Origin of the sequence: Sulfitobacter sp. SK012, from assembly GCF_003352085.1 — a bacterium.
Taxonomy (GTDB): domain Bacteria; phylum Pseudomonadota; class Alphaproteobacteria; order Rhodobacterales; family Rhodobacteraceae; genus Sulfitobacter.
On record NZ_CP025804.1, the window covers coordinates 2,416,629 to 2,438,463 of the forward strand.

General features: G+C 55.6%; 25 protein-coding genes and 1 tRNA gene. 21 read left to right on the forward strand and 5 right to left on the reverse strand.

Going from position 1 to position 21,835, the window contains the following annotated elements; genetic code table 11:
* The first annotated feature begins 92 nt into the window (after positions 1-92).
* Positions 93-815: an NAD(P)-binding domain-containing protein gene (locus C1J03_RS11850; protein WP_114886731.1), complete on the forward strand. Its 723-nt coding sequence runs from the start codon at positions 93-95 to the stop codon at positions 813-815.
* Positions 816-1,020: 205 nt separating this feature from the next.
* Positions 1,021-1,278, forward strand: coding sequence for a hypothetical protein (locus C1J03_RS11855; RefSeq protein WP_114886733.1), 258 nt, complete (start codon positions 1,021-1,023; stop codon positions 1,276-1,278).
* A gap of 81 nt (positions 1,279-1,359) precedes the next feature.
* Here C1J03_RS11855 and C1J03_RS26075 read toward each other — a convergent pair whose 3' ends face one another.
* Positions 1,360-1,575 carry a helix-turn-helix domain-containing protein gene (locus C1J03_RS26075; RefSeq protein WP_216825850.1) on the reverse strand — a complete coding sequence of 72 codons (216 nt, stop codon included), beginning with the start codon at positions 1,573-1,575 and terminating at the stop codon, positions 1,360-1,362.
* 179 nt (positions 1,576-1,754) lie between these two features.
* Positions 1,755-1,844: transfer RNA gene (locus C1J03_RS11865), tRNA-Ser, on the reverse strand.
* Positions 1,845-2,103: 259 nt separating this feature from the next.
* Between C1J03_RS11865 and C1J03_RS11870 the strand changes: the two genes are divergently transcribed.
* Genes C1J03_RS11870 through tmk form a run of 3 tightly spaced genes read left to right on the forward strand, consistent with a single transcriptional unit; the run spans position 2,104 to position 4,817 of the window.
* The gene (locus C1J03_RS11870; protein ID WP_254694031.1) at positions 2,104-2,997 is read left to right on the forward strand and encodes an SPOR domain-containing protein; all 894 of its coding nucleotides are present in this window, start codon (positions 2,104-2,106) and stop codon (positions 2,995-2,997) included.
* 24 nt (positions 2,998-3,021) lie between these two features.
* Positions 3,022-4,191 carry a D-alanyl-D-alanine carboxypeptidase family protein gene (locus tag C1J03_RS11875; RefSeq protein WP_114886737.1) on the forward strand — a complete coding sequence of 390 codons (1,170 nt, stop codon included), beginning with the start codon at positions 3,022-3,024 and terminating at the stop codon, positions 4,189-4,191.
* A complete protein-coding gene (tmk, locus tag C1J03_RS11880) occupies positions 4,188-4,817 on the forward strand; it encodes a dTMP kinase (protein ID WP_114886739.1) in 630 nt (209 codons plus the stop codon). The genes C1J03_RS11875 and tmk overlap by 4 nt, the downstream gene beginning before the upstream one ends.
* Before the next feature lie 132 nt (positions 4,818-4,949).
* On the opposite strand, the gene C1J03_RS11885 is transcribed toward tmk, so the two are convergent.
* Positions 4,950-5,291 carry a copper resistance CopC family protein gene (locus C1J03_RS11885; RefSeq protein WP_162798523.1) on the reverse strand — a complete coding sequence of 114 codons (342 nt, stop codon included), beginning with the start codon at positions 5,289-5,291 and terminating at the stop codon, positions 4,950-4,952.
* Between the two features lie 120 nt (positions 5,292-5,411).
* Between C1J03_RS11885 and C1J03_RS11890 the strand changes: the two genes are divergently transcribed.
* Genes C1J03_RS11890 through C1J03_RS11905 form a run of 4 tightly spaced genes read left to right on the forward strand, consistent with a single transcriptional unit; the run spans position 5,412 to position 9,119 of the window.
* Positions 5,412-6,527, forward strand: a complete 1,116-nt coding sequence (locus C1J03_RS11890; RefSeq protein WP_114886743.1) for a DNA polymerase III subunit delta' — start codon at positions 5,412-5,414, stop codon at positions 6,525-6,527.
* 29 nt (positions 6,528-6,556) lie between these two features.
* Positions 6,557-7,363, forward strand: coding sequence for a TatD family hydrolase (locus C1J03_RS11895; protein ID WP_114886745.1), 807 nt, complete (start codon positions 6,557-6,559; stop codon positions 7,361-7,363).
* A complete protein-coding gene (locus C1J03_RS11900) occupies positions 7,363-8,163 on the forward strand; it encodes an MBL fold metallo-hydrolase (protein WP_114886747.1) in 801 nt (266 codons plus the stop codon). The genes C1J03_RS11895 and C1J03_RS11900 overlap by 1 nt, the downstream gene beginning before the upstream one ends.
* Positions 8,164-8,189: 26 nt before the next feature.
* Positions 8,190-9,119 carry an AEC family transporter gene (locus tag C1J03_RS11905; RefSeq protein ID WP_114886749.1) on the forward strand — a complete coding sequence of 310 codons (930 nt, stop codon included), beginning with the start codon at positions 8,190-8,192 and terminating at the stop codon, positions 9,117-9,119.
* A gap of 189 nt (positions 9,120-9,308) precedes the next feature.
* Here the strand turns inward: C1J03_RS11905 and C1J03_RS11910 are convergent, their stop codons facing one another.
* Entirely contained in the window at positions 9,309-10,331 is a 1,023-nt protein-coding gene (locus C1J03_RS11910) for a LacI family DNA-binding transcriptional regulator (RefSeq protein WP_114886751.1), read from the reverse strand.
* 156 nt (positions 10,332-10,487) lie between these two features.
* On the opposite strand from C1J03_RS11910, the gene C1J03_RS11915 reads away from it, so the two are divergent.
* The 11 genes from C1J03_RS11915 to C1J03_RS11965 all read left to right on the forward strand — a co-directional run bounded on the left by C1J03_RS11915 (position 10,488) and on the right by C1J03_RS11965 (position 19,478).
* Entirely contained in the window at positions 10,488-10,673 is a 186-nt protein-coding gene (locus C1J03_RS11915; RefSeq protein WP_114886753.1) for a hypothetical protein, read from the forward strand.
* A 22-nt stretch (positions 10,674-10,695) separates the two neighbouring features.
* Entirely contained in the window at positions 10,696-11,844 is a 1,149-nt protein-coding gene (locus C1J03_RS11920) for a TRAP transporter substrate-binding protein (RefSeq protein WP_114888977.1), read from the forward strand.
* Between the two features lie 108 nt (positions 11,845-11,952).
* Positions 11,953-12,465, forward strand: coding sequence for a TRAP transporter small permease (locus C1J03_RS11925; protein WP_114886755.1), 513 nt, complete (start codon positions 11,953-11,955; stop codon positions 12,463-12,465).
* 11 nt (positions 12,466-12,476) lie between these two features.
* Positions 12,477-13,805 carry a TRAP transporter large permease gene (locus C1J03_RS11930; protein WP_114886757.1) on the forward strand — a complete coding sequence of 443 codons (1,329 nt, stop codon included), beginning with the start codon at positions 12,477-12,479 and terminating at the stop codon, positions 13,803-13,805.
* An 11-nt stretch (positions 13,806-13,816) separates the two neighbouring features.
* Entirely contained in the window at positions 13,817-15,124 is a 1,308-nt protein-coding gene (gene hisD / locus C1J03_RS11935; protein ID WP_114886760.1) for a histidinol dehydrogenase, read from the forward strand.
* Positions 15,117-15,878 (forward strand): SDR family oxidoreductase, encoded by a 762-nt coding sequence (locus C1J03_RS11940; RefSeq protein WP_114886762.1) that lies wholly within the window; start codon positions 15,117-15,119, stop codon positions 15,876-15,878. Before hisD ends, C1J03_RS11940 begins: the two co-directional genes overlap by 8 nt.
* Complete coding sequence (locus tag C1J03_RS11945; protein WP_114886764.1) at positions 15,875-16,855, forward strand: alcohol dehydrogenase catalytic domain-containing protein; 981 nt, start codon at positions 15,875-15,877, stop codon at positions 16,853-16,855. Before C1J03_RS11940 ends, C1J03_RS11945 begins: the two co-directional genes overlap by 4 nt.
* Positions 16,856-16,870: 15 nt before the next feature.
* Positions 16,871-17,284, forward strand: a complete 414-nt coding sequence (locus C1J03_RS11950) for a universal stress protein (RefSeq protein WP_114886766.1) — start codon at positions 16,871-16,873, stop codon at positions 17,282-17,284.
* Between the two features lie 36 nt (positions 17,285-17,320).
* The gene (locus C1J03_RS11955; RefSeq protein ID WP_114886768.1) at positions 17,321-17,827 is read left to right on the forward strand and encodes a thiamine pyrophosphate-binding protein; all 507 of its coding nucleotides are present in this window, start codon (positions 17,321-17,323) and stop codon (positions 17,825-17,827) included.
* Positions 17,824-18,378: a sulfopyruvate decarboxylase subunit beta gene (gene comE / locus C1J03_RS11960; protein WP_114886770.1), complete on the forward strand. Its 555-nt coding sequence runs from the start codon at positions 17,824-17,826 to the stop codon at positions 18,376-18,378. The genes C1J03_RS11955 and comE overlap by 4 nt, the downstream gene beginning before the upstream one ends.
* Complete coding sequence (locus tag C1J03_RS11965) at positions 18,375-19,478, forward strand: alpha-hydroxy acid oxidase (RefSeq protein ID WP_114886772.1); 1,104 nt, start codon at positions 18,375-18,377, stop codon at positions 19,476-19,478. The genes comE and C1J03_RS11965 overlap by 4 nt, the downstream gene beginning before the upstream one ends.
* 17 nt (positions 19,479-19,495) lie before the next feature.
* Here the strand turns inward: C1J03_RS11965 and C1J03_RS11970 are convergent, their stop codons facing one another.
* Positions 19,496-20,530 carry a LacI family DNA-binding transcriptional regulator gene (locus C1J03_RS11970; RefSeq protein ID WP_114886773.1) on the reverse strand — a complete coding sequence of 345 codons (1,035 nt, stop codon included), beginning with the start codon at positions 20,528-20,530 and terminating at the stop codon, positions 19,496-19,498.
* A gap of 80 nt (positions 20,531-20,610) precedes the next feature.
* On the opposite strand from C1J03_RS11970, the gene C1J03_RS11975 reads away from it, so the two are divergent.
* On the forward strand, positions 20,611-21,792 hold the full coding sequence (locus tag C1J03_RS11975) for a phytanoyl-CoA dioxygenase family protein (protein WP_114886774.1): 1,182 nt from the start codon (positions 20,611-20,613) through the stop codon (positions 21,790-21,792).
* The last annotated feature ends 43 nt before the right edge of the window (positions 21,793-21,835 follow it).

The following is a 21,835-nucleotide window of genomic DNA, read 5'->3' on the forward strand; positions in this document are numbered from 1 at the left end:
GGCTTACTGCGACACCAACACTGCCGAAACCTGCTTTGCGGACAAAACACTATTGATCAGTATAAGTGAGACATCAAAATAGGAGCTGCAATATGCGAATTGGAGTCATTGGATGTGGAACGATTGCGAGCGCTGCGATTCATGGGATAGCGCAAGATGGGCATCAGATCACAGTTTCTGAACGAAGTTCTCGCAACGCCAGCATGCTCGCCGACACCTATGACAATGTCAGAATTGCGGACAATCAGGGCGTTGTAGATGCAAGTGATGTGATTTTTCTGGGACTTATGGCCGAAGTCGCCCAAGAGATATTAGGTGCGCTTAAGTTTCGTGATGACCAAAGATTGATTACTTTCATGGCTGCCGCTACGCTCGAGGAGGCGGATGCCATGGTGCGGCCCGCGCGCGTCGTTGCGATAATGATGCCGTTTCCTGGGATTTCGAAGGGCGGAACACCAATAATGATGCAAGGTGATGCCGCGCTTGTTCACGAGATTTTTGGAAACCGAAACAGCATATTCCCTCTGAAGGACGCGCACGAAATTGCCGCCTATTTATGCGCGCAAGCCGTTCTTTCACCAGTAGCAAAGATGGTTAACGATGCGGCGGAATGGCTCGGAGAACGGGTTTCGGACAAAGCAAAGGGTGAGGCTTTTCTGAGGGCGCTCGTTGCCTCAAATCTGTCTGATACCGCGAGCGCCGACTTGATAGAGGCTCTGAACACACCCGGTGGGTATAACCAACGTTTGCGGATACATATGGAGGCGAGCGGTATGGGCGACGCATTGGTGCGCGGGTTAAACGAGTTGGAATAGAAACAGGTTCGCGCACACTGAATTCAAATATTGTCTACGGACCTATGCTAAAGTCGAAAAGTGCTGCGCAAGCACCAACGATATCAATTGACCGGAAGCGGCCGCCGGGGCCATTGTGACTACCCATTCTGGCTTGCAAGTCAGGACGCTTGGCGAAGTTCAACGGGTAGGATATGAACGGCAGGCAAGAATTGGAGACGACCGAATGAACCTTGAGAAACTATCCAAACGCGTGACCAAAGAGCTGGACATCGCTCTTTCCGACCTCCCTCTCGGCGAGAAGGAAGCGATTTTAGATATCGTCCAACGGGCGATGTCCGACGCGTCGAGCCGTACGCACCGCGAGTTGAAGGAAACTGCTGTCATCTGTTGCGGTCCAGAGGCTGACCTCGCGCATAAGATCCAGGAACAAATGGATAAAAAACGCGACATGCTCATCGCAAACCTAAGTTCTATGTGTTGATCTGACAAAGAAACGGAAGTTTCGGTACAGTCAGGCTCCAACCCAGCTTTCATCATTTGCCGGGCCACAATCTGAACCGTCTTACTTTTTGGAGCGCCGGTAGCGTGCCGGCGTTTTGCCCGTCCAACGTTTGAACGCGACGGAGAATGCTGCCTGGTCGGAAAAGTCGAGCATGAAGGCTGTCTGGGCTATGCTCTCGCCGTCTCGCAGAAAGCGCTTGGAAAGATCACATAGAACACCTTCAAGAAGTGCTTTGAAATCTGCGCGTACTGCTGTTGCTGTACCGCCATACGCCAAAATTCAGTGTCAGCTTGCCAGGTAGGTCCAATCGAAACATCACATTCCATACCACCCAAGGCACGAATATCGGAACTATTGAAAGAAACTCAAGACAAACAACAACGATTTCCAAGCCGACCTATGCAAACAAAAATGTCCCTCAAAACGATCTTAGGAAATCTATGAGAATTGTGGTCTGGCGGAGGCTCAGGGATTCGAACCCTGGGAGGACTTTCACCCTCGTCGGTTTTCAAGACCGGTGCATTCGACCACTCTGCCAAGCCTCCGCAGAACGCTTTCCTAATCCGGCTCGGACGATTCGGCAAATGGACAAATGGGCATAAGTAAAAAAACTTTTCCTGTTGCCTTTCAAATTGCTGGAAATGGGGAAATTTGCCGATGTTCCTTGCTGTGTCTTGTCGGCGCGGGTCCGCACAGGCTAGGGTATTCATCAAGACCCCCTTTCAGGGGGCGAACAGGCATGTCGGGGGGACCTCGACGCATCTGATCGGCAGACAGCCGGTCCGCAGGCAAGGACATAGTACCATGAGCAGTGCAATCATTCTGGGCGAAGCGGCAACCACAAAGCGGCGCCGCGGCATCATCGGCGGCACGCTCGCGTTGGCTTTGTTGGCGGGCTGTGACGACACGGGCAATTTCGCAATGCCATCCTTTGGCCAGGACGCCACAACGCCAGAGACGACCACGCAAGCATCGGGCGGCAAAACCGTTGAGCGCGATGTCGAAGCACCGGAGGTTTTTGCGGTGACTGATGAGGGGCTTTGGGACGGGCGGCCAAGCCTGGGCGGTGTGTGGGTCGCGCATCCTGACGTAGGCGATCCTGAACGCGTCATCATTCGCAACGAAGCCAATGGCAAGTTCGTGGTTGGGGCTTTGTTTCGGCGCGAGCGTGAAATCCCTGGTCCCAAACTACAGATATCTTCTGACGCGGCCGCATCGCTGGGTATCTTGGCCGGTTCCCCTGCCCCGTTAAACGTCACGGCCCTGCGCCGTGAAGAAACTCAGGTGCCATCTGAGGCCGAGCCCGCAGATGAAGCTAGCGTTGAAACTGCAGCAATTGCGGCGCCCGCAGATGTTACAGCGGCACCGCTCGATCCGATCGAGAGCGCCTCGGCTGCGATTGATGCGGCAGAACCAGCGGCCGTTGCGGCAGCAGCGCCTCAACCCGCGCCCAAGGCATCGTCATTGGCCAAGCCATTTGTGCAAATCGGCATCTTTAGCGTCGAAGCCAACGCCACACGTGCGGCGAAACAAATCCGCAGTGCAGGACTTTCCCCTACGGTCAAACGTCAAGAAACCAATGGCAAGCCGTTTTGGCGTGTGCTGGTTGGCCCTGCGGCCAATTCGGGTGAGCTTAAATCGAACCTGTCTGCCATCAAAGCCGAAGGCTTTACAGATGCTTACGCCGTTACTAATTGATCTCAACTCAAGGGAGCTTGCCCTATGATCCGGATAGTCCTTGCCACTTTGGCGCTGGTCGCCTCGACCCTGTCGGCCGTTGCATTTGAAACGAGCGCTACGGCGGCCTACGTTGTAGACCAGACTACAGGCACCGTGCTTTTGGCCAAAAATGCCGATACGCCGCTGCCGCCTGCGTCGATGTCCAAACTGATGACGCTTTACATGGCGTTCGAGGCCCTAGAGCGCGGCAAATCAAACGGCGGGCTTGAGTTGGATGAATTGCTGCCGGTATCGGCCCAAGCTATGAGCTATGGGGGTTCCACGCTATTTTTGAGGACTGGCGAGCGCGTTAGTGTTGAGAACCTACTCCGCGGCATCATCGTGCTGTCGGGCAATGACGCTTGCGTTGTGATTGCCGAAGCGCTTTCGCCTGACGGGACCGAAGGTGGCTTTGCACGGCTGATGACCCAGCGCGGCGCACAGCTTGGCATGACCAATTCTACATTCACAAACTCCAACGGATGGCCCAAGGCGGGGCACCGCATGTCGATGCGTGATCTGGGACTGCTGGCCAACCGCATCATCACCGATTTCCCACAGTTCTATCCATTGTTTGCAGAAAAAGAATTCCTCTTTGACGAAGCTGAAGCCAGCAACCGGTTTAACCGCAATCCACTGCTCACGTTGGGCATCGGGGCTGATGGCCTCAAGACTGGGCACACCCAAGAAGCGGGCTATGGCCTGACTGGATCAGCCAAGCAGGGCAACCGGAGGATTATTTTTGTCTTGTCGGGGTTGGATAGCGCCGCGGCCCGCGCCCAAGAAGCCGAAGCGATTGTGAATTGGGCCTTTCGCCAGTTTGCACAGACCGAGCTTGGCACCGCAGGCCAAAAGATCGCGGACGCAGATGTTACGATTGGGGCCGAAGCCACCGTGGGCCTGGTATTGGCCAAGGACCTAAGTGTTTTGGTACCAACCAATGCAAGTGAAGGGCTGAAAGCAGAAGTGATCTACGAGGGCCCTGTGCGCGCACCAATCAGCAAAGGCGATGAGCTGGGCGAATTGGTCGTAACACCGCAAGGCCTGCCCGAGACGCGCGTGCCATTGCTGGCAGACCGCGACATCGGGGTTTACGGCTTTAAGGAACGGATGCTGGCCGCTGCGCAACATTTGCTGGTGCGGATCAATCAGGGGCCCGAGGGCGCTTCGTGACGGCAAACGGCCTGTTCATTAGTTTCGAAGGCATCGACGGCTCCGGAAAATCAACGCAAGTCACATTGCTCGCGGCGCATCTGCGCGGCTTGGGGCGTGATGTGGTGGTAACCCGCGAACCCGGCGGTAGTCCCGGTGCCGAAGAAATTCGCGCATTGGTTTTGCAGGGCGATCCTGACCGCTGGTCTGCTGAGACGGAGATATTGCTTTTTACCGCAGCGCGCCGGGACCATCTTGAGCGGTTGATCCGCCCTGCCCTTGCCGCCGGTAGCATTGTGATTTGTGACCGATTTGCGGACAGCACCCGGATGTACCAAGGTCTTAGCCGAGGTGACCTGCGGGGCACCGTCGACACACTACATGATCTGATGATCGGGGTTGAGCCCGACCTGACTGTGTTGATCGATATGGACCCCGACGACGGGCTTGCGCGGGCCAAAGGGCGCCAAGGTCATGAAGAGCGATTTGAGGATTTTGGCAGCACGCTTCAGGCACAGATGCGTGCCGGGTTTCTAGCGTTGGCCCAAGAATTTTCTGATAGGTTCGTGGTCATTAACGGCGCCCAAGATATCTCGGACGTGGCAAATGACATCACCCGTGCGGTCGAAAGCCGGATTCAAGGTTAACGCGGCAGAGTCAGCACGCTAGTCAAAGCGAACAGCATTGCAACACTGACTGTTCCTGCCGCTTTAAGAACACCTAAATGGTGTGCCGCCTGGGTCGCAACTAACGCTAGGCTCCCGGCGTTCAACAGCGGATTATTTAACCGTAAAGCTGACGCCGCCCGTCATGGCGTGGCCATCGGTCCCCAGAGCGCGCCAATCAAGTTCGTAGGTCCCAGGGCCAAGATCCGTCAAAGGAAGCGCTATATTGGCCGCAAACCCTTTCAACGCATCGAGCGCGATGTCTTCGTTTTTCTTTCCATCAAGATAGACCTCAACTCGAGTCAGACGGATTTTCCCAGTAAAAATCAGCGCAACTTCGGGCGGCACGGATTGCAATACGGCCCCATTCGCCGGGGTGCTGAGTTGAAGCGTTGCATGAGCAAAAGCGGACGTTGCGAAGATGCTGAGGGCAAGAACATGCAGGATCATTTTCATCAGTCGGCTCCTTTGGATCAGTTGCCGGAGATCAGGCCCCAAGGGTGTATCAAGCCCGGCAAAATGCACAATGGCGCATCCCCCATTCCCTCGGCTCGCAAACATGCTAAACCGCATGATATGAGCGATGAAACCCCTCCCCAGCCAGAACGCCTTGAAGGTGCGCCGCACCCGCGTGATACCGTCCGTCTGATCGGGCAAGACGCGGCAGAAGCAGCGTTTGTCGATGCGTTCAACACCAGCCGGCTACATCATGCATGGCTGCTGACAGGCCCACGTGGCGTGGGCAAAGCGACGCTTGCGTGGCGTATCGCACGGTTTCTGCTGACCACCCCGGCGCCAGATGCGGGCGGCATGTTTGCACCTGAGCCTGCCACGTCACTGGAAGTGTCCGCCGATCACCCAATCGCACAACGCATCGCAGCAGGTGGCGAAGGGCGTATTCGTAATGTCACCCGTTCGGTCAATCCGGACACCAAAAAACTGCGTCGAGAGATTGTCGCTGACGACATTCGCAGTCTCAATCAATTTTTTCAGATGTCCGCGCCCGATGGCGGCTACCGTGTGGTCATCATCGACGATGCTGATTTGATGAACATGACGGCCGCCAACGCGTTGTTGAAGATGCTCGAAGAACCCCCTGCTCGTGCTGTTTTGCTGCTGATCAGCCACCAGCCATCGAGCCTTTTGCCCACGATCCGCTCGCGCTGTCGCACGTTGGCTTTGCGGACGCTGGACAGCGACGGTGTGGCCGAAGCGATGGCACAAGCGGGCGTTGATGCGGACCGAAGTGGTGGCTTGGCCGCACTCTCCGGGGGTTCGGTTGGAGGAGCGATGCGCCTGTCTCTCTTGGGCGGTGCTCAGATTTACCGCGAGCTTGTTGGTCTCATGGAAACGATGCCGCGCATGGACCGCCCCCGTGCCTTGCGACTTGCGGATGCGGCTGCGACCCGCGGGGCTGAGGCCAAACGCGATTTGCTCTTTGTGTTGCTGGATTTGCTGCTTGCCCGTCTGGCGCGCACTGGTGCGACAGGGTCACCCCCAGACCCCGAAGCGGTCCCCGGCGAGGCACAGGTGCTTGCCCGCCTTTCGCCATCACCGCACCAAGCACGGATCTGGGCCGATCTGGCCCCTGAAATATCCGCAAGGGCGCGTCATGGGATCGCGGTCAACCTTGACCCTGCCGCGTTGGTCCTAGATACCCTGATCAAGATCAGCCAAGCGGCACCGCGCTAAGTGTGGTCCGCGTACCAAAGCGGACCCCCATGACCCAAACGCCCCCCATCACCGACAGCCATTGCCACCTTGATTTTCCAGATTTCGAAGGCGAGCTAAACGACGTTATCGCGCGCGCGGCTGAGGCCGGTGTGACGCGGATGGTCACCATTTGCACCAAGCTGAAAAATGAACCTGCGGTGCGGGCCATCGCGGAGGCGCATGCGCCGGTTTTCTATGCGGCCGGCACTCACCCAATGAGCGTGGCAACGGAGCCGATGGCAACCCTTGATCAGCTTATAGAGATCGCCCAGCATCCCAAGATGGTTGGCATTGGCGAGACTGGTCTGGATTACCACTACACTGCTGAAAGTGCTCAGGACCAACAGACATCTTTGCGGCTTCACATTGCGGCCGCGCGCGAGACGGGACTGCCGCTGATCATTCACGCGCGCGACGCTGATGATGATATGGCCGCAATCCTGCGCGAAGAACACAAAACTGGTGCATACACGTGTGTCATGCATTGCTTTTCTTCGTCCGAAGCGTTGGGGCAAGCGGCCTTGGATCTGGGTTTCTATCTGAGCATGTCGGGCATCACGGCCTTTCCCAAGTCCCAAGAGCTGCGCGATATCTTTGCGCGCGCGCCGTTAGACCGGATTTTGGTCGAAACAGACAGCCCATACCTTGCGCCGCCACCTTTTCGCGGCAAACGTAACGAGCCTGCCTACACAGCCCATACAGCCACCCGTGCCGCAGAAACCTTTGGTATGGATTACGTCGATTTTGCCGCTCAGACGCAGGCCAATTTCGAACGTCTTTTCACCAAGGTTGCCGGCTTTGAGGCCGCTACTTGATGGATGTGATGCGTATCACAATTTTAGGCTGCGGATCATCGGGTGGTGTGCCGCGTTTGGGCGGACATTGGGGCGCGTGTGATCCACACAACCCCAAAAACAACCGTCGCCGCTGTTCGATCCTTGTGGAGCGGGTTGCCGAAACCGGGATCACCTCGGTTCTGATCGACACCTCCCCTGACATGCGCGCGCAACTTTTGGATGCAGGTGTTGGACGGCTCGATGCGGTGATCTATACCCATTCGCACGCGGATCATGTGCACGGCATTGATGATTTGCGCATGATCGTGATCAACATGCGCAAGCGACTGCCTGTTTGGGCCGATATCCCTACCCATGCCGCACTTACGGACCGTTTCAGCTATGCTTTTGTGCAACCTGAGGGATCATCCTATCCGCCGATCCTTGATCTCAACATGATAGATAGTGAGATCAATATTGACGGGCCCGGCGGTACCTTGCGATTTACACCCTTTGAAGTTGCGCATGGCGGGATGAACGCGCTTGGGTTTCGCATGAACGATGTAGCGTATCTACCTGATGTTTCAGCTTTACCTGACGCGGCGTGGCAGCAACTGGAGGGCCTGAAATGCTGGATCGTGGACGCCTTGCGCCGTGAGCCGCATCCGACCCACAGCCACTTGGCACAAACGCTTGATTGGATCGCCGATGTGGCCCCCAACGAAGCCGTGTTGACCAACATGCACAATGATCTCGATTACGAGACCGTCGCGGCCGAGACGCCTGAGCATATCCGCCCCGCCTTTGACGGCATGACACTTGAGTTCCCGATCAGTTAAGGCACTTCGCCCCGAAAGCCGTTTTTATGCAAACCCTATTGGACGTCATCCTGCCGGTTTTCATCGTCATCGGCTTTGGCTATGTGTCTGTCTGGCGCGGATGGTTTCCAGTCTCTGGCATCGACGGTGTGATGAAATTCGCCCAAAGTTTTGCCATCCCCTGTCTGCTTTTCCAGGCCATCGCCCAGCTTGATCTGTCAGTCAGTTTTGACCCGCGCTTGCTACTCAGCTTTTATGGTGGGGCGACGATCTGTTTTGCTCTTGGCATCTTCGGCGCGCGTCTCCTCTTTCGCCGAGACTGGGAAGATTGCGTCGCCATCGGCTTTTGCTGCCTGTTCTCTAATTCGGTCCTCTTGGGGTTGCCCATAACAGAGCGTGCCTACGGACCCGACGCGCTCACTGGAACTTACGTCATCATCGCGTTCCATGCGCCATTTTGTTACGCGCTTGGCATCACCGTCATGGAGATCACCAAAAACCGCGGCAAATCAGTTGGCTCCATCGCACGCAACGTTGGCCGTGCGATGTTTCGAAATGCGCTGGTGATCGGGATTTCGGCCGGGTTTATCGTGAACATAACGGGTTTTCAGATGCCCGAGGTTGTGGATGACGCGCTGTCATTGATCGTACGCGCAGCGCTGCCAGCAGCTCTTTTTGCCCTAGGGGGCGTGTTGATCCAATACAAACCAGAGGGCGACATGAAGGCCATCGCGATGGTTTGTGGCATCGCACTGATCGTGCATCCTTCTCTGGTGTGGCTCTTTGGTACAACATTGCAGCTGCCACAGGATTTCTTCCGCTCTGGCGTCCTTACAGCCGCAATGGCACCAGGTTTTAACGCCTATATATTTGCAAACATGTATGGCCGCGCGCGCCGGGTCGCGGCGTCTTCTGTGTTGATCGCCACGATTGCGTCGATTGGAACAGTTTGGGTCTGGTTGATGGTGCTGGCTTAATCGGTAGCCAAAATTATAAAATAGATCGCTCTGCTCTTGAGCCGCGGGTGAGCTGCTATACCATATACATTGATCACATGAACTACGTTCTGTAAGATGCTGAATTAATGATTGAATGAATATTTATTCAGTGATTTTAGATGAGTGTTATCGAAGCATGTTATCGCTGAATTGAGCGGGTGTTTGCCCCTATTCAGCGGGCGCGCCAAGGGAGTCGCGTATCCTAAGAGAAATCTGCAATTCCTCTGAAACGGCGGCATCGCCCCCCTCGACGATTGCAACCAGCTCCTTTGCTGCTTTTCGACCCATCTCGCGGTGCGGCACGTGAACGGTTGTCAGGCTTGGTGTCACGATCCGGGACACGTCGATATCGTCAAATCCGGTGATGGACACATCTTCTGGCACGCGCAGCCCCATTTCTCGGGCACCCTTCAGGGCCCCAGCGGCAAGCACGTCATTGCCACACATCACCACGGTCGGAGTGACGTCGGACGACATCATTTGCTTAAACGCCGTCTCACCGTTTTCGATGTCATAAGGTGTCTCTATGACAGGGACTGTCGCAGGATCGACCCCATGTGCGGAAACGGTGTCCATGACCCCTTGCAGGCGGTCTTTGGCGCGGTCGTTGCCCTTTACGATCGCGGAAATCATCCCGATGCGCCTGTGCCCAAGCTCCCAAACTTTTTCGCACAGAAGCTGCATCGACGCGCGGTTATCGAATCCTATGGCGGGTTGTTTGTTTTCAGATTGGAACGCCCATGCCAGCAGAACTGGAATATTTCGACCTTCCAAATATTCATATATCGCGGGTTCACGATCATAGCCGATCAAAAGCAACCCATCTGCCCCGCGAGCCACCAGCGCCCGTATTTGCTGATCTTCGACGTCGGGCCGGTAGCCTGTGCTGGACACCAGCAAGGTGTAACCCAGCTCGTGCAGCTCTTCTTGAAAGGCTTGTATGCCGCGCGCAAAAATTGCGTTTTCCATTGTGGGGATAATGGCCCCGATTGTGCGGGTCCGCTTGACAGCCATCACGCGCGCGCCAAAATTTGGTGTATATCCCAATGCGTTAACCGCCGACATGACGCGTTCACGTGTGGTTTTGTTTACTTGGTCTGGCAGATTTAGGCACCGAGAAACCGTTGCCGTCGACACGCCAGCTGTCTTGGCTACGTCTTCAAGAGTAGGAATGGATGGGCGGCCTGACATCTTAACACCTTACAGAATATTCCGACCTTTCGAATAACACAGTGAGGAAAAAGAAAAACGGGGTAAATCGATCCCACTCAAATGTAAGCGCTTGCAAGAATCGAATTCAGGAGCTTATGGTGGGGAGCGGAACCCACGAATCAAGGAGTGATCCATATGTTTCTTTTGGCATCTATCGTCGTGTTTGCGATCTATTTCACAAACGTAGCACTGGGCGCTTTCTTTCAAGCAGCGGTCTTAGGAGATGTAGGTGAGATGTTGGTTCTGCTTGCGGCAGCGGTCTTATTCGTCGTCGCAATTTTGCAAAAAGAAGCTGACCAAAAAGATAAAGATGGCAGCTGAAGGTCTACCGGGAGGAAACGAAATGACTGACGAACGCAAGGAGCTGGCATCCGCCGAGCGCCGCAATTTTCTAAAACTGACCGCGACAGGCGGCTTTACGGCTGCCATGGTTGCGGGCGCGAGCGGAATGCTCTGGTCTACTGAGGCCGCTGCTCAAACTGCTAACGAAGAACGCGACCGTGAAAAGGCCGCTGAGCATGTTATGACAATTGCTACAGCCTACGTCTTGGGTGCGTCGCGCAGCTATCCAATCATGCAGTTGGACCTGAAAGAGAACATCCAGAACGCAACCAACGGCAAAGTCTACGTCAAGCTCGCCCCCGGTGGGCAGCTCGGTGCAGGCGGCAATCTGGTTCAAAAGGTTCAGGGCGGCACAATCCAAGCGGCACAGCATTCTGTTTCGAACTTTGCGCCTTTCGCTTCCACCGTTGACCTGATCAACATGCCTTATCTTTGTGGTTCCAACCAACGTTTCACCAACTTGGTGACGTCGGATTACTGGGACACCGAAGTACACCCCAAGGTCGAAGCGGCCGGGTTTAAGGCGCTGTTTTACGTCAACATCGACCCACGGGTTGTTGCGGTTCGTAAAGGCGGCAATGGTGCCGTACTTGCGCCGGATGACCTCGCAGGCGTTAAGTTCCGCGTTCCGGGCTCAAAGATGCTGCAGCAATACTACCGTATGGTTGGTGCAAACCCGACGCCTGTTGCATGGGGTGAAACACCTTCTGCGATCAAGCAGGGTGTTGCAGACGCACTCGATCCATCCGTTGGCGCGCTTTATGTCTTTGGTTTCAAAGACATCCTAAGCCACGTTACGTTCACGCAAGCCGTTCCAGACAGCCAAGTTTACTCATGTAACTTGGAGTGGTTCAATTCTATGCCTGCCGACATACAGGAAGGCATCATGTGGGGCGCAGAAATGACGGCGCACCAGAACCTGTCCAAAGTGCCATCGGCACGGGCCTACGCAATGGCCGAACTGTCCAAAGCCGGCGTTGAGTTCCACTCTCTGAGTGAAGATCAGCTGAACGTTTGGAAAGAAGCCGGCGGCTATCAGCGCACCGAGTGGGATAGCTTCAAGGTCGAACTTGCTGGTTCCATGGACGCCTTCAACAAGCTCGAAGAAGCTGCGAGCACGCAAGGCAAATACTTCGTCCACGACGCCTAAAGACAAGCGGGCACCCGACGTGGTGCCCGCGGTTTTTCTTTTTTGACAGAACTCCATCGTTTGCGCTCTTGAGCGAGGCGTTGGGCTGTCCAGATTTTGGGAAAAGATATGGGAATTTTGCGCCGAATTGACCGCGATGCCGAGCTTTGGCTTCTGCTGGTATTTTATGTGATGCTCGTTGCGACCATGGCTGTCGAAGTCCTGCGCAGAGAGCTTTTCTCCTACTCATCGATCTGGGGTGAGGAGATTGTGCGATATGCCTTTATCTACCTCGCGTGGATTGGTGCTGCTGCTGCTGTCAAAGAACGCGCGCACATCCGGATCGACGTCGTCATGCATTATCTGTCCCCACGCCCGAAGGCGCTGCTTTATATCTTCGGCGATCTGGTCATGTTCATTGTCGCTATCATCGCGCTCTATTGGTCTCTTGAGACAGTCCATATCTCGGCCAAGTTTGGATCTGTAACCGACGGTTTGCGGATATCAAAAGTGTGGTTCCTCATGTCCGTTCCCCTTGGTTTTGCGTTGATCATCTGGCGCTTGCTGCAATCTTTTAGACGCGATTTGCGCAGCCTGAAGGACGGTACACCCGTCTATCAGGGCGACACGCTGTTTGATTAAGGAGATACGACATGCTTTGGAATACAGTTAATCAAACGGTCGAACTCGGTTGGGATTTCTACCTGCCGGTCCTCCTTTTTGTCGCAATGATCGGGCTTGCTGTCCCGGTCTGGGCAGCCATTGGATCCACTGCGATCTTGATGCTATGGATGTCTGGCGACCTGCCGCTAAGCCTTGTGGGTGAAAGCCTGTTCTCGGGCATTGATGCCTTCGCGCTGACGGCCGTGCCGCTCTTTATCTTAACGGGCGACGTCCTGGTGCGCACCGGACTTAGTCGAAAATTCCTCGATGTGGCTGAGGCGCTGACCAACTTTGCCAAAGGTGGTTTTGGGTCTGCCACGGTTTTGGTTTGCGGAATGTTTGCGGCCATATCGGGGTCTGACGCGGCGGGTGCTGCTGCTGTGGGTCGCATGACAATCGCGCGGTTGGTTGAGGCTGGTTATCCCCGTCCATATGCCTGCGCACTTGTGGCGGCTGGGGCCTGTACTGGTATCCTGATCCCACCATCAATTGCCTATATCATCATCGGCCTTGTGCTGGGTATATCTGCATCCACGCTGTTCCTAGCAGCCTTGATCCCCGGTCTTGCAATCTTGTTTGCGATCCTGATCACCAACCTGATCGTTAACCGCATTCATGGGTATGAAGGTGGCGGCAACATGAGCTTTAGCGAATGGTCCGGAAATCTTGGCCGCAGCCTGAAGTCTGGCTGGTATGCGTTTATCGTGCCTGGCATCATCTTCTACGGTATCTTCTCAGGCCGTCTGACCCCAACAGAAGCCGGTGCGACAGCGGTTGTTGTTACCATCTTGATGGGTTTCATCATGGGCACGCTAAAGCTGGCTGATTTCCCTGCCATGCTTCTAAGTTCTGCCAAAGTGAACGGTGTTATCTTGCCGATTATCGCCTTTTCGGCCCCCTTGGCCGAAGCACTTGCAATCATGGGCGTACCGCAAGGTTTTGTGACATCGATCACGAGCATTACGAATGAGCCATGGCTGTTGATCCTGCTGATGATCGGTATTTTGATTGCAGCAGGCTGCGTGATGGAAACGACACCCAACATCGTTATCCTTGCGCCGATCCTCATGCCGCTGGCCGACAACATTGGTATGAATGAAATTCAGTTCTGCATCATGATGATCACGGCACTTGGCGTGGGGTTCATTACACCACCTCTTGGGTTGAATTTGTTCGTCGTATCGGGGATTACGGGGGAGTCTATTTTAAAGATCGCTGCCCGAGCTGTCCCCTTTGTGTTGTGCATGTTCGTTGTGGTTCTCTTCATCGCTTATGTACCTGCAATTTCAACAACTTTCCTGCCCGATAGCTATAAATAGGATCCCGACTAATGACACGTGAGTATCTAAAAAACGCAACGCTGACTGCTGAGTCAGATGCATCCGAAACCCATGAGACGGTCAAAAAGATCCTGGCCGATATCGAAGCTGGGGGTGACGCCAAGGCGCTGGAATATGCAAAGAAGTTTGACCGTTACGAAGGCAATGTAATGCTGACGCCCGAGGAAATTGAAGCCGCTTGCGCTTTGGTTCCCGAAAAGCTCAAGCAGGACATTCAGTTCGCCCAAGGTAACGTACAGCGCTTTGCCGAAGCACAAAAAGCCACTGTGTCAGATGTCGAGATTGAGATCGTGCCCGGTATGATCGCTGGCCAAAAAGCGATCCCCGTGGATGCGGCGGGCTGCTATGTGCCCGGTGGGCGCTACAGTCACATTGCCTCGGCGATCATGACGGTAACCACGGCTAAGGTTGCTGGATGCCATCATATCACGGCATGTTCTCCGCCGCGTCCCGATGTTGGTGTGAACCCGGCGATTGTTTATGCGGCGCATATCTCTGGCGCAGACAAGATCATGGCTTTGGGCGGTGTTCAGGGCGTTGCTGCGATGACATTTGGCCTCTTTGGACTGCCAAAGGCGAACATCCTTGTTGGTCCGGGTAATCAATTTGTGGCCGAAGCCAAGCGGATCTTGTTTGGCCGCGTTGGCATCGACATGATTGCGGGTCCAACTGACAGCTTGATCCTCGCCGACAAGAATGCAGACGCGCATATTGTGGCAACGGATTTGGTTTCGCAGGCTGAGCATGGCTATAACTCTCCTGTTTGGCTGGTCACAGACGACCGTGCGCTGGCGGAAAAGGTGATGGAAATAGTACCGGGTTTGATCGACGATCTGCCGGATGTGAACCGTGAAAACGCCTTCGCCGCGTGGCGCGATTATGCCGAAGTTATCTTGTGCAAAGATCGTGAAGACATGGCCGCTTGCTCAGATGAATATGCACCAGAGCATTTGACAGTTCAGGCCGGTGATTTGGATTGGTGGTTGGAGCGTTTGACTTGCTACGGCTCACTGTTCTTGGGTGAAGAAACCACCGTATCTTACGGCGACAAAGCGTCTGGTACCAATCACGTGCTGCCAACATCTGGCGCCGCCAGCTATACCGGTGGCCTGAGTGTGCATAAGTACATGAAGATCGTGACGTGGCAGCGTTCCACCCGCGATGGCTCCAAGTCGGTAGCTGAAGCAACGGCACGTATTTCACGTCTAGAAGGAATGGAAGGTCACGCGCGCGCTGCGGATGTGCGTTTGGCAAAATACTTCCCCGGTGAAAACTTTGACTTGTCCGCCAATGGCTAATGCGGCGTCACTCTTTGATCTGACAGGGCGCGTTGCGTGTGTAACCGGGGCCAGTTCTGGCCTTGGCCGCCGCGCGGCCGTTGCTTTGGCCGCGGCGGGTGCTCAAGTTGTTGGCGTTGCGCGCCGTGCAGATGCATTGCAAGAATTGCGCGATGAGATTGGCGACGCCTGCGCTGTTGTCGCCGCTGACGTCGCGGACAGATCAGGCATCCCTGCCCTGCGCGATGCGGTCACCGCCCCGTTTGGTGCCCCTGACATCATCGTCCATGCCGCGGGTATCAACACCCGCGAGGCTGCGGATGATGTCACAGAAAACGGCTGGGACCAGACCATTGCGCTCAACCTGTCGGCACCGTTTTTCCTGACACAGGCTTTGGTCCCTGCAATGCGCGCCAAAGGCTGGGGACGGATCGTAAATTTTGCGTCCCTGCAGACAACTCGGGCGTTTCCTGGCGGCATCGCATACGGAGCAACCAAGGCCGGGATCGCGCAATTAACACGCGCAATGGCCGAAAGCTGGTCGGCTGATGGGATTACAGCCAACGCCATCGGCCCTGGGTTTTTCCCGACCGAACTGACACAGGCGGTATTTTCTGACCCTGACCGCGCCGCGCGCAATGCCGAACAGACCTGTGCCGGCCGCAACGGACGGCTTGAAGATATGGACGGACCCTTGGTCTTTTTATGCTCAGATGCTTCGTCCTTTGTCACAGGTCAGGTTTTGATGGTTGATGGGGGGTACACAGCGAAATGAAAGCTCTTGTTTATGACGGCGTTGAAACGCTTGGTTTCCGCGATGTCCCTGATCCACAGCCCCGAGACGGCGAGCACCTTATCCGCGTCGAAGCCGTTGGAATTTGCGGGTCGGACATGCATGCCTATCTGGGCCATGATGTGCGTCGCCCTGCCCCGCTGATCCTTGGACATGAGGCTGCTGGTGTTATCGTTGGTGGCCCGCGCGATGGGGCACGCGTCACGGTCAACCCGCTGGTGACCTGCGGAACATGCGCTGCGTGCACATCGGGGCGCGAAAACCTATGCCCCACGCGGCAGATTATATCGATGCAGCCGCGCGAGGGGGCTTTTGCCCAGTTCGTGACGATGCCGGATCAAAACCTTGTTGAGGTGCCAGCCGCAGTGTCTTTGGACAAGGCCGCACTTGCTGAACCGCTTGCTGTAAGTTGGCATACGGTCCGCTTGGGCCTGCAAGCGCTGCACCCAAGCGTTGAGCCGCGTGCGCTGGTCATTGGCGGCGGTGCTATCGGTCTGGCCGCGGCTCTTGCCTTGCGTGCAATGGGCACACAAGACGTCACCATTGTAGAACCAAACGCCGCGCGGCGGGCATTTTTGCAAGACACCTGTGACCAACAGGTCGTCTCTGAGGCGGAAGGCCTGTTCCCGATTGTGATTGATGCGGTTGGCTACTCTGCCACGCGGGCAACTGCCTCCGCCCTCGTGCAAAGCGGCGGGGTCATGGCCCATGTTGGTTTGGGCGAGGATACAGGCGGTCTGGATATCCGGCGCATGACCTTGCAAGAAGTGACGTTTATCGGCACCTACACCTACACAGCCCAAGACTTCCGCGATACGGCGCAGGCCATATTTGACGGACGGCTTGGTCCGCTGAATTGGACACAGACACGTAGCCTCTCCGAAGGCGGGTCTGCTTTTGCGGATTTGCGGCGCGGCGCTGTCTCTGAACCAAAAATCATACTGACCCCTTGGCCTTAGATTAGGACCCTACCAATGTATAAAAAAATCGTTGTTACCATGGCTCTGGATCACGGAATTTCGCCCGAAACGCTGGCGATTGCCGAGGCGTTGCGCGCAGACGGCGGCGAAATCATCGGATTGCACGTCTATGAGACCCCTCAGGGTTCAGTCAGCGCCTATTTGGATGCCGACGTCGTGCAGGCGGGTTACGACAAAGCCCAAGCAGATTTGCAGGCAAAGGTTGACGGCACGGCGAATGTGACAGCCGTTCTGATCAAGGGCCACTCTGCGCGCGGCATCATCGATTATGCTGATGCCAACGATGTCGATTGCATCGTGATCGGTTCGCACAAACCAGGGCGCGGGCGTTTCTTGCTCGGCTCTACAGCGGCGCGCGTTGTGCGCCACGCCTCTTGCGCGGTGCATGTGCGCCGCAGCATCGATTAATCTTACAACTAGCACCTCCGGAAAGGCCCAACTCCCATGAATATCGACAAGAAGATCGCAGATGATCTGATTGCGAATGACGTCTCATTTGTGACAACCGTGCCCTGCAAACAGCTGGCCGGCGTCATCGAAGAAGTCGAAGCGCGCAAAGAGATTTTCCACATTCCATCCAACAACGAAAACGAAGGTATGGGCCTGTGCGCTGGTGCGTTCATGGGTGGCAAGCGCCCGATGATCATCATGCAAAACACCGCCATCGGTGTCACGATCAACACGCTGGCGACGTTGACCCAGTTCTACCGCATGCCGTTGCCGATGCTGATTTCGTATCGCGGTGAGCTGCGCGAGCCTGTGGCCTGTCAGGTTGAAATGGCGGTTCACACCAAGGCTCTCTTGGCGCAGCTGAACATCCCAACGTACCATTTCCATTGGCAAAAAGACGTCGAGGAATTCGATAACATCTTGAAATACACTTTCATGTGCAACAAGCCGGTCGCGATCCTGACCGATGCCAACTTCTGGGGAGGCTACGGAGACCAATGATCCGTTCAGAAATCCTGCGCGACATCGCGCCAATCATCCGTGACCACCTGGTCGTTTGTAACATCGGTCTGCCAAGCCAAGAGCTGCATATGATCGACGACCAACCCACCAACTTTTACATGTTGGGCACCATGGGTCTGTCATCCTCCATCGGCCTGGGCCTGGCATTGGCACAAGACAAAACCGTCATCTCTATTGATGGCGACGGATCTGTCCTGACCAACCTTGGCACGCTGCCTACAATCGCCAACAACGTGGCAGACAACTATGTTCTGTTGATCATCGATAACGGCTCTTATGGCTCAACCGGCGATCAACCGACCTATGCGGGCATGAAAACCTCGCTGACGGCAGTTGCAAAGGCGTGTGGCTGCGAGAATGTGATCGAGGTTCAAGACAAAGACCTTGGCCCCGTTCTGCAATCGGCCATCGACGGCAAGAAGATGACCGTGATCGTATGTAAATGCGACAGCGGCAATATCAAGCTGCCGGTGATCACCATGGATCCTGTGGTCATTCGTGATCGGTTCATGACCTCCGTCGCGGGGTGAGTGCCAGCGCCATCCATTCTGCTGAGGACGCGCGGCGGCTTGCCCGCCGCCGCCTGCCATGGATGGTGTTTGACTATATAGACGGGTCTGCAGGAGCTGAAACCGGTGCCGCGCGCAACCGTGCCGCATTGGATGCCATCACCCTGCAGCCCCGCATTTTGCGCGATGTGAGCCAACGTTCAATGGCGACAACGCTGTTTGGTGCCCCTGCCGAGCGACCGTTCGGTATCGCACCTATGGGTATGTGTAACCTGTCTGCGCCCGGCGCTGATCTAATGTTGGCGCGGCTGGCTGCAAAATATAAAATACCCCACGGCGTCTCCACCGTCGCCTCGACACCGCTTGAAGAAATCCTTGAAGTTGCTGACGGCCATGCGTGGTTTCAGATCTACTTCACAGGCGATGGTGTTGGTACTTTCAAACTGATCGAGCGTGCACGCCACGCAGGCTACGAGACACTTGTTCTGACGGTCGATGTTCCAGAAGTTGGCCGCCGACCGCGCGAGCTGCGCCATGGCTTCAAAATGCCATTTCGGATCGGCCCGCGGCAGTTTATCGATTTTGCTTTGCATCCGCGTTGGTCTTTGACCTCGCTTTTCCACGGCAAACCGCAGATGGCGAATTTTGAGATGCCCGGCTACGCGTTTGACCGAACAGAAAGCCGCGCGCGAGCCGATTGGAGCACGCTTGAGCAGATGCGTGCCGCTTGGCCCGGCAAGCTGGTCGTTAAGGGTGTGCTTGACCCCCAAGATGCTGCAATGCTGAAGGACAAGGGCGTCGATGCCATTCAGGTATCCAGTCACGGTGCGCGGCAACTTGAAAGTGCGCCATCCCCTGCCCTTATGCTGCCCGAGATCCGAAAAACGGTTGGACCCGAATTCCCATTGTTTTTCGACAGCGGTCTGCGCTCTGGCGAAGACGTGCTCAAGGTGATGTCTCAGGGCGCTGATTTCGCGTTCTTTGGGCGCATTTTGCAATATGCGATCGCTGCAGGTGGCGAAGATGGCCTGCATGCAATGTGGAACGTGCTGAGTGAAGAGCTAAGCATCGCAATGGCTCAGTCTGGGCTCAGCGTATTGCCACAACACCGGTCAGACTAAGAGACGCACCCTAATTCCTACAAACTGCGGGCTTGAGGTGGGACATTCTCCGGGGTCACAACCTGAATGTTTGAAATCGTCGCAGAGGGCTGATCGGCGACTAGTTTGTGGTGATGTAAGAAGACTTGAAAGACGTTTTCCAAGTCGATGCGAAGGTCATGATGCAGCACAAAACTCAGGGATCCCGCCTCAATAAGGGTCCGGTTGTCCTTGTCAAGATCATGAGCCACGAAGATCGCGGGGTGCAGCCCATTCAACCTCAGAACTTCCATAATAGTATGGTTCCCGCCACCCATGGAATAGACCGCGCGCAATTGGCCAAGGTCCGCAACGGCACTTTGCATCAAGCGCGACGTTTCAAAATGAACGCCACTGCCCCCGCTGACATTCACTACGCGCAATTGCGGACACAGGTGCTTTAGGCTGAGGGCAAACGCTGCCTGCCGCTCTTCCTCCCCCAGAAAAAGTTCGTTGCTGCTTGAGGTAAGGACGGTACCGGGAACATCGCCAACGGTTTTAGCGATCAGGTAAGCCGCAGTTCGACCGGCGCTGTGGTTATCGAGCCCCACATAGGCAATACGCCCCGTCGCCGTAAGGTCAGTAGCCAGCGTGATTACGGGGATGCCTGACGCGGTTAATGTATCAACCGCGCGGCGCACAGCAGGCAGGTCACGCGCCTTGAGGCAAACGCCGTGGCTGCCACGTTTGGTAATGCGGGCCAGTGTTTTCACCATGTCCGTTTCATTCATGATTTCTTGCAAAACAAAGCGTGGTCGGCATACCGCAACGCCAATTTTGGGCACGACCTGTTCAGCCGCACGGCGCACCTCAAGGCTAAACCGGGCTGGAGCCTCGATCACGAAGTCAAAGAACATGCGCCGCCCGCGTGCGGCCAGTTGCGCTTCTTGGCCTTCGAGCTCAGAAATCGCGGCGGCAACCCTCGCTTTGGTTTGCGGGCTGACATGGGCGCGATTGTTGATGGCTCGGTCAACGGTTGCTGTGCTCAGACCAGCCTGTCTGGCAACTTCTTTTAGGGGGAAACGATGCGTCATTGATGTGTTCTTGATGTATTTTTACGATCCAATCAAGATGCCTTTGGTCCAACCTAATGAAAGAACCAAGGAGCTGATTGATGAGCAACCAACATGAACTATGTGCCGGGTATCTCGACCCCGAGGCATGTGACCTCAACGTATTCAAGGCATTAATCGATCAAGAGACCGAGGCATCCTGCGTGCCTTACGCAGCAGATATTCAGAAAAACGTTCCCATTTACGATGTCTCAAAGCTCCGTGAACCCCTCCAAGACCCCGTCGCACGTCGCGTAATTATGGCGGAGTGGGCGCATGTCTTGAAAGCTGGTGCAGGCGCTTTGGTCCTTCGAGGGGCTTACGCTGATACCGATGTGCTGGACGAGGCAACTTTGATTTATGAAAAAATCATCGAGGCTGAGAAAGAAGATACCGGTGGTGGCAGTGACCATTTTGCGGCGTCTGGTGCCAATGACCGCATTTGGAATTCCCTGGAAAAGCTATGCGAAGCAGACCCGGATGTGTTTTTGCGGTACTTCGCAAATCCCTCCATCGCCGCGGTGTGTGAGGCATGGCTTGGCCCGAACTACCAAATGACTGCACAAGTCAATCTTGTGCACCCCGGCGGGGCTGCCCAACAGGCCCACCGGGACTATCACTTGGGGTTCCAATCGGCCGCAGTCAGTGCTGACTATCCTGCGCATGTCCATGATCTGTCACCTGCCCTGACGCTTCAAGGCGGCATTGCCCATTGCGACGTGCCGCTGACAAGTGGGCCGACCAAGCTATTGCCCTTTTCACAACTCTACGCAGCAGGCTATGCCGCTTGGCGACGCGAAGATTTCCGTGCGCTATTTGAGGACCGCCATATTCAGCTGCCCTTAGCGAAAGGCGACGCTGTGTTTTTCAGCCCGGCGCTCTTTCACGCAGCAGGAGCCAACACGAGCCCCGACATTCACCGAATGGTCAACTTGCTGCAGGTGTCTTCTGCCTTTGGTCGTGCGATGGAAACTGTGGATCGCCGGAAAATGTGCCAACTGATCTATCCCCATGCGGTAAAATCGCAGACCGACGCCACCTTGAGTGCATCTGAACTGACAGCTGCGATTGCTGCCGCTGCAGAGGGGTATTCCTTTCCCACCAACCTAGATCGGGATCCGCCAAAGGGTGGGCTTGCCCCAGAGACGCAACAAGCACTCTTTGCGCGGGCAATTGCTGAGGGGATGAGCGTTCAAGGTTTTGCGGAACACCTTGATGCGATGGCTGCACGTCAAAGGACTTAGCGATTGAGCAGGTTAGGTTACACGCGCCCTTTGCTGGCGCGTG

Coding starts and splice junctions, on each gene's coding strand:
- C1J03_RS11915 (WP_114886753.1), top strand. CDS start 10,488: ATGTTTCTTTTGGCATCTATCGTCGTGTTTGCGATCTATTTCACAAAC.
- C1J03_RS11855 (WP_114886733.1), top strand. CDS start 1,021: ATGAACCTTGAGAAACTATCCAAACGCGTGACCAAAGAGCTGGACATC.
- C1J03_RS11875 (WP_114886737.1), top strand. CDS start 3,022: ATGATCCGGATAGTCCTTGCCACTTTGGCGCTGGTCGCCTCGACCCTG.
- C1J03_RS11920 (WP_114888977.1), top strand. CDS start 10,696: ATGACTGACGAACGCAAGGAGCTGGCATCCGCCGAGCGCCGCAATTTT.
- C1J03_RS11925 (WP_114886755.1), top strand. CDS start 11,953: ATGGGAATTTTGCGCCGAATTGACCGCGATGCCGAGCTTTGGCTTCTG.
- C1J03_RS11945 (WP_114886764.1), top strand. CDS start 15,875: ATGAAAGCTCTTGTTTATGACGGCGTTGAAACGCTTGGTTTCCGCGAT.
- C1J03_RS11900 (WP_114886747.1), top strand. CDS start 7,363: ATGGATGTGATGCGTATCACAATTTTAGGCTGCGGATCATCGGGTGGT.
- C1J03_RS11955 (WP_114886768.1), top strand. CDS start 17,321: ATGAATATCGACAAGAAGATCGCAGATGATCTGATTGCGAATGACGTC.
- C1J03_RS11910 (WP_114886751.1), bottom strand. CDS start 10,331: ATGTCAGGCCGCCCATCCATTCCTACTCTTGAAGACGTAGCCAAGACA.
- C1J03_RS11975 (WP_114886774.1), top strand. CDS start 20,611: ATGAGCAACCAACATGAACTATGTGCCGGGTATCTCGACCCCGAGGCA.
- C1J03_RS11930 (WP_114886757.1), top strand. CDS start 12,477: ATGCTTTGGAATACAGTTAATCAAACGGTCGAACTCGGTTGGGATTTC.
- C1J03_RS11950 (WP_114886766.1), top strand. CDS start 16,871: ATGTATAAAAAAATCGTTGTTACCATGGCTCTGGATCACGGAATTTCG.
- C1J03_RS11940 (WP_114886762.1), top strand. CDS start 15,117: ATGGCTAATGCGGCGTCACTCTTTGATCTGACAGGGCGCGTTGCGTGT.
- C1J03_RS11905 (WP_114886749.1), top strand. CDS start 8,190: ATGCAAACCCTATTGGACGTCATCCTGCCGGTTTTCATCGTCATCGGC.
- C1J03_RS11870 (WP_254694031.1), top strand. CDS start 2,104: ATGAGCAGTGCAATCATTCTGGGCGAAGCGGCAACCACAAAGCGGCGC.
- C1J03_RS11890 (WP_114886743.1), top strand. CDS start 5,412: ATGAGCGATGAAACCCCTCCCCAGCCAGAACGCCTTGAAGGTGCGCCG.
- hisD (WP_114886760.1), top strand. CDS start 13,817: ATGACACGTGAGTATCTAAAAAACGCAACGCTGACTGCTGAGTCAGAT.
- C1J03_RS11970 (WP_114886773.1), bottom strand. CDS start 20,530: ATGACGCATCGTTTCCCCCTAAAAGAAGTTGCCAGACAGGCTGGTCTG.
- C1J03_RS11885 (WP_162798523.1), bottom strand. CDS start 5,291: ATGAAAATGATCCTGCATGTTCTTGCCCTCAGCATCTTCGCAACGTCC.
- C1J03_RS11895 (WP_114886745.1), top strand. CDS start 6,557: ATGACCCAAACGCCCCCCATCACCGACAGCCATTGCCACCTTGATTTT.
- comE (WP_114886770.1), top strand. CDS start 17,824: ATGATCCGTTCAGAAATCCTGCGCGACATCGCGCCAATCATCCGTGAC.
- C1J03_RS11850 (WP_114886731.1), top strand. CDS start 93: ATGCGAATTGGAGTCATTGGATGTGGAACGATTGCGAGCGCTGCGATT.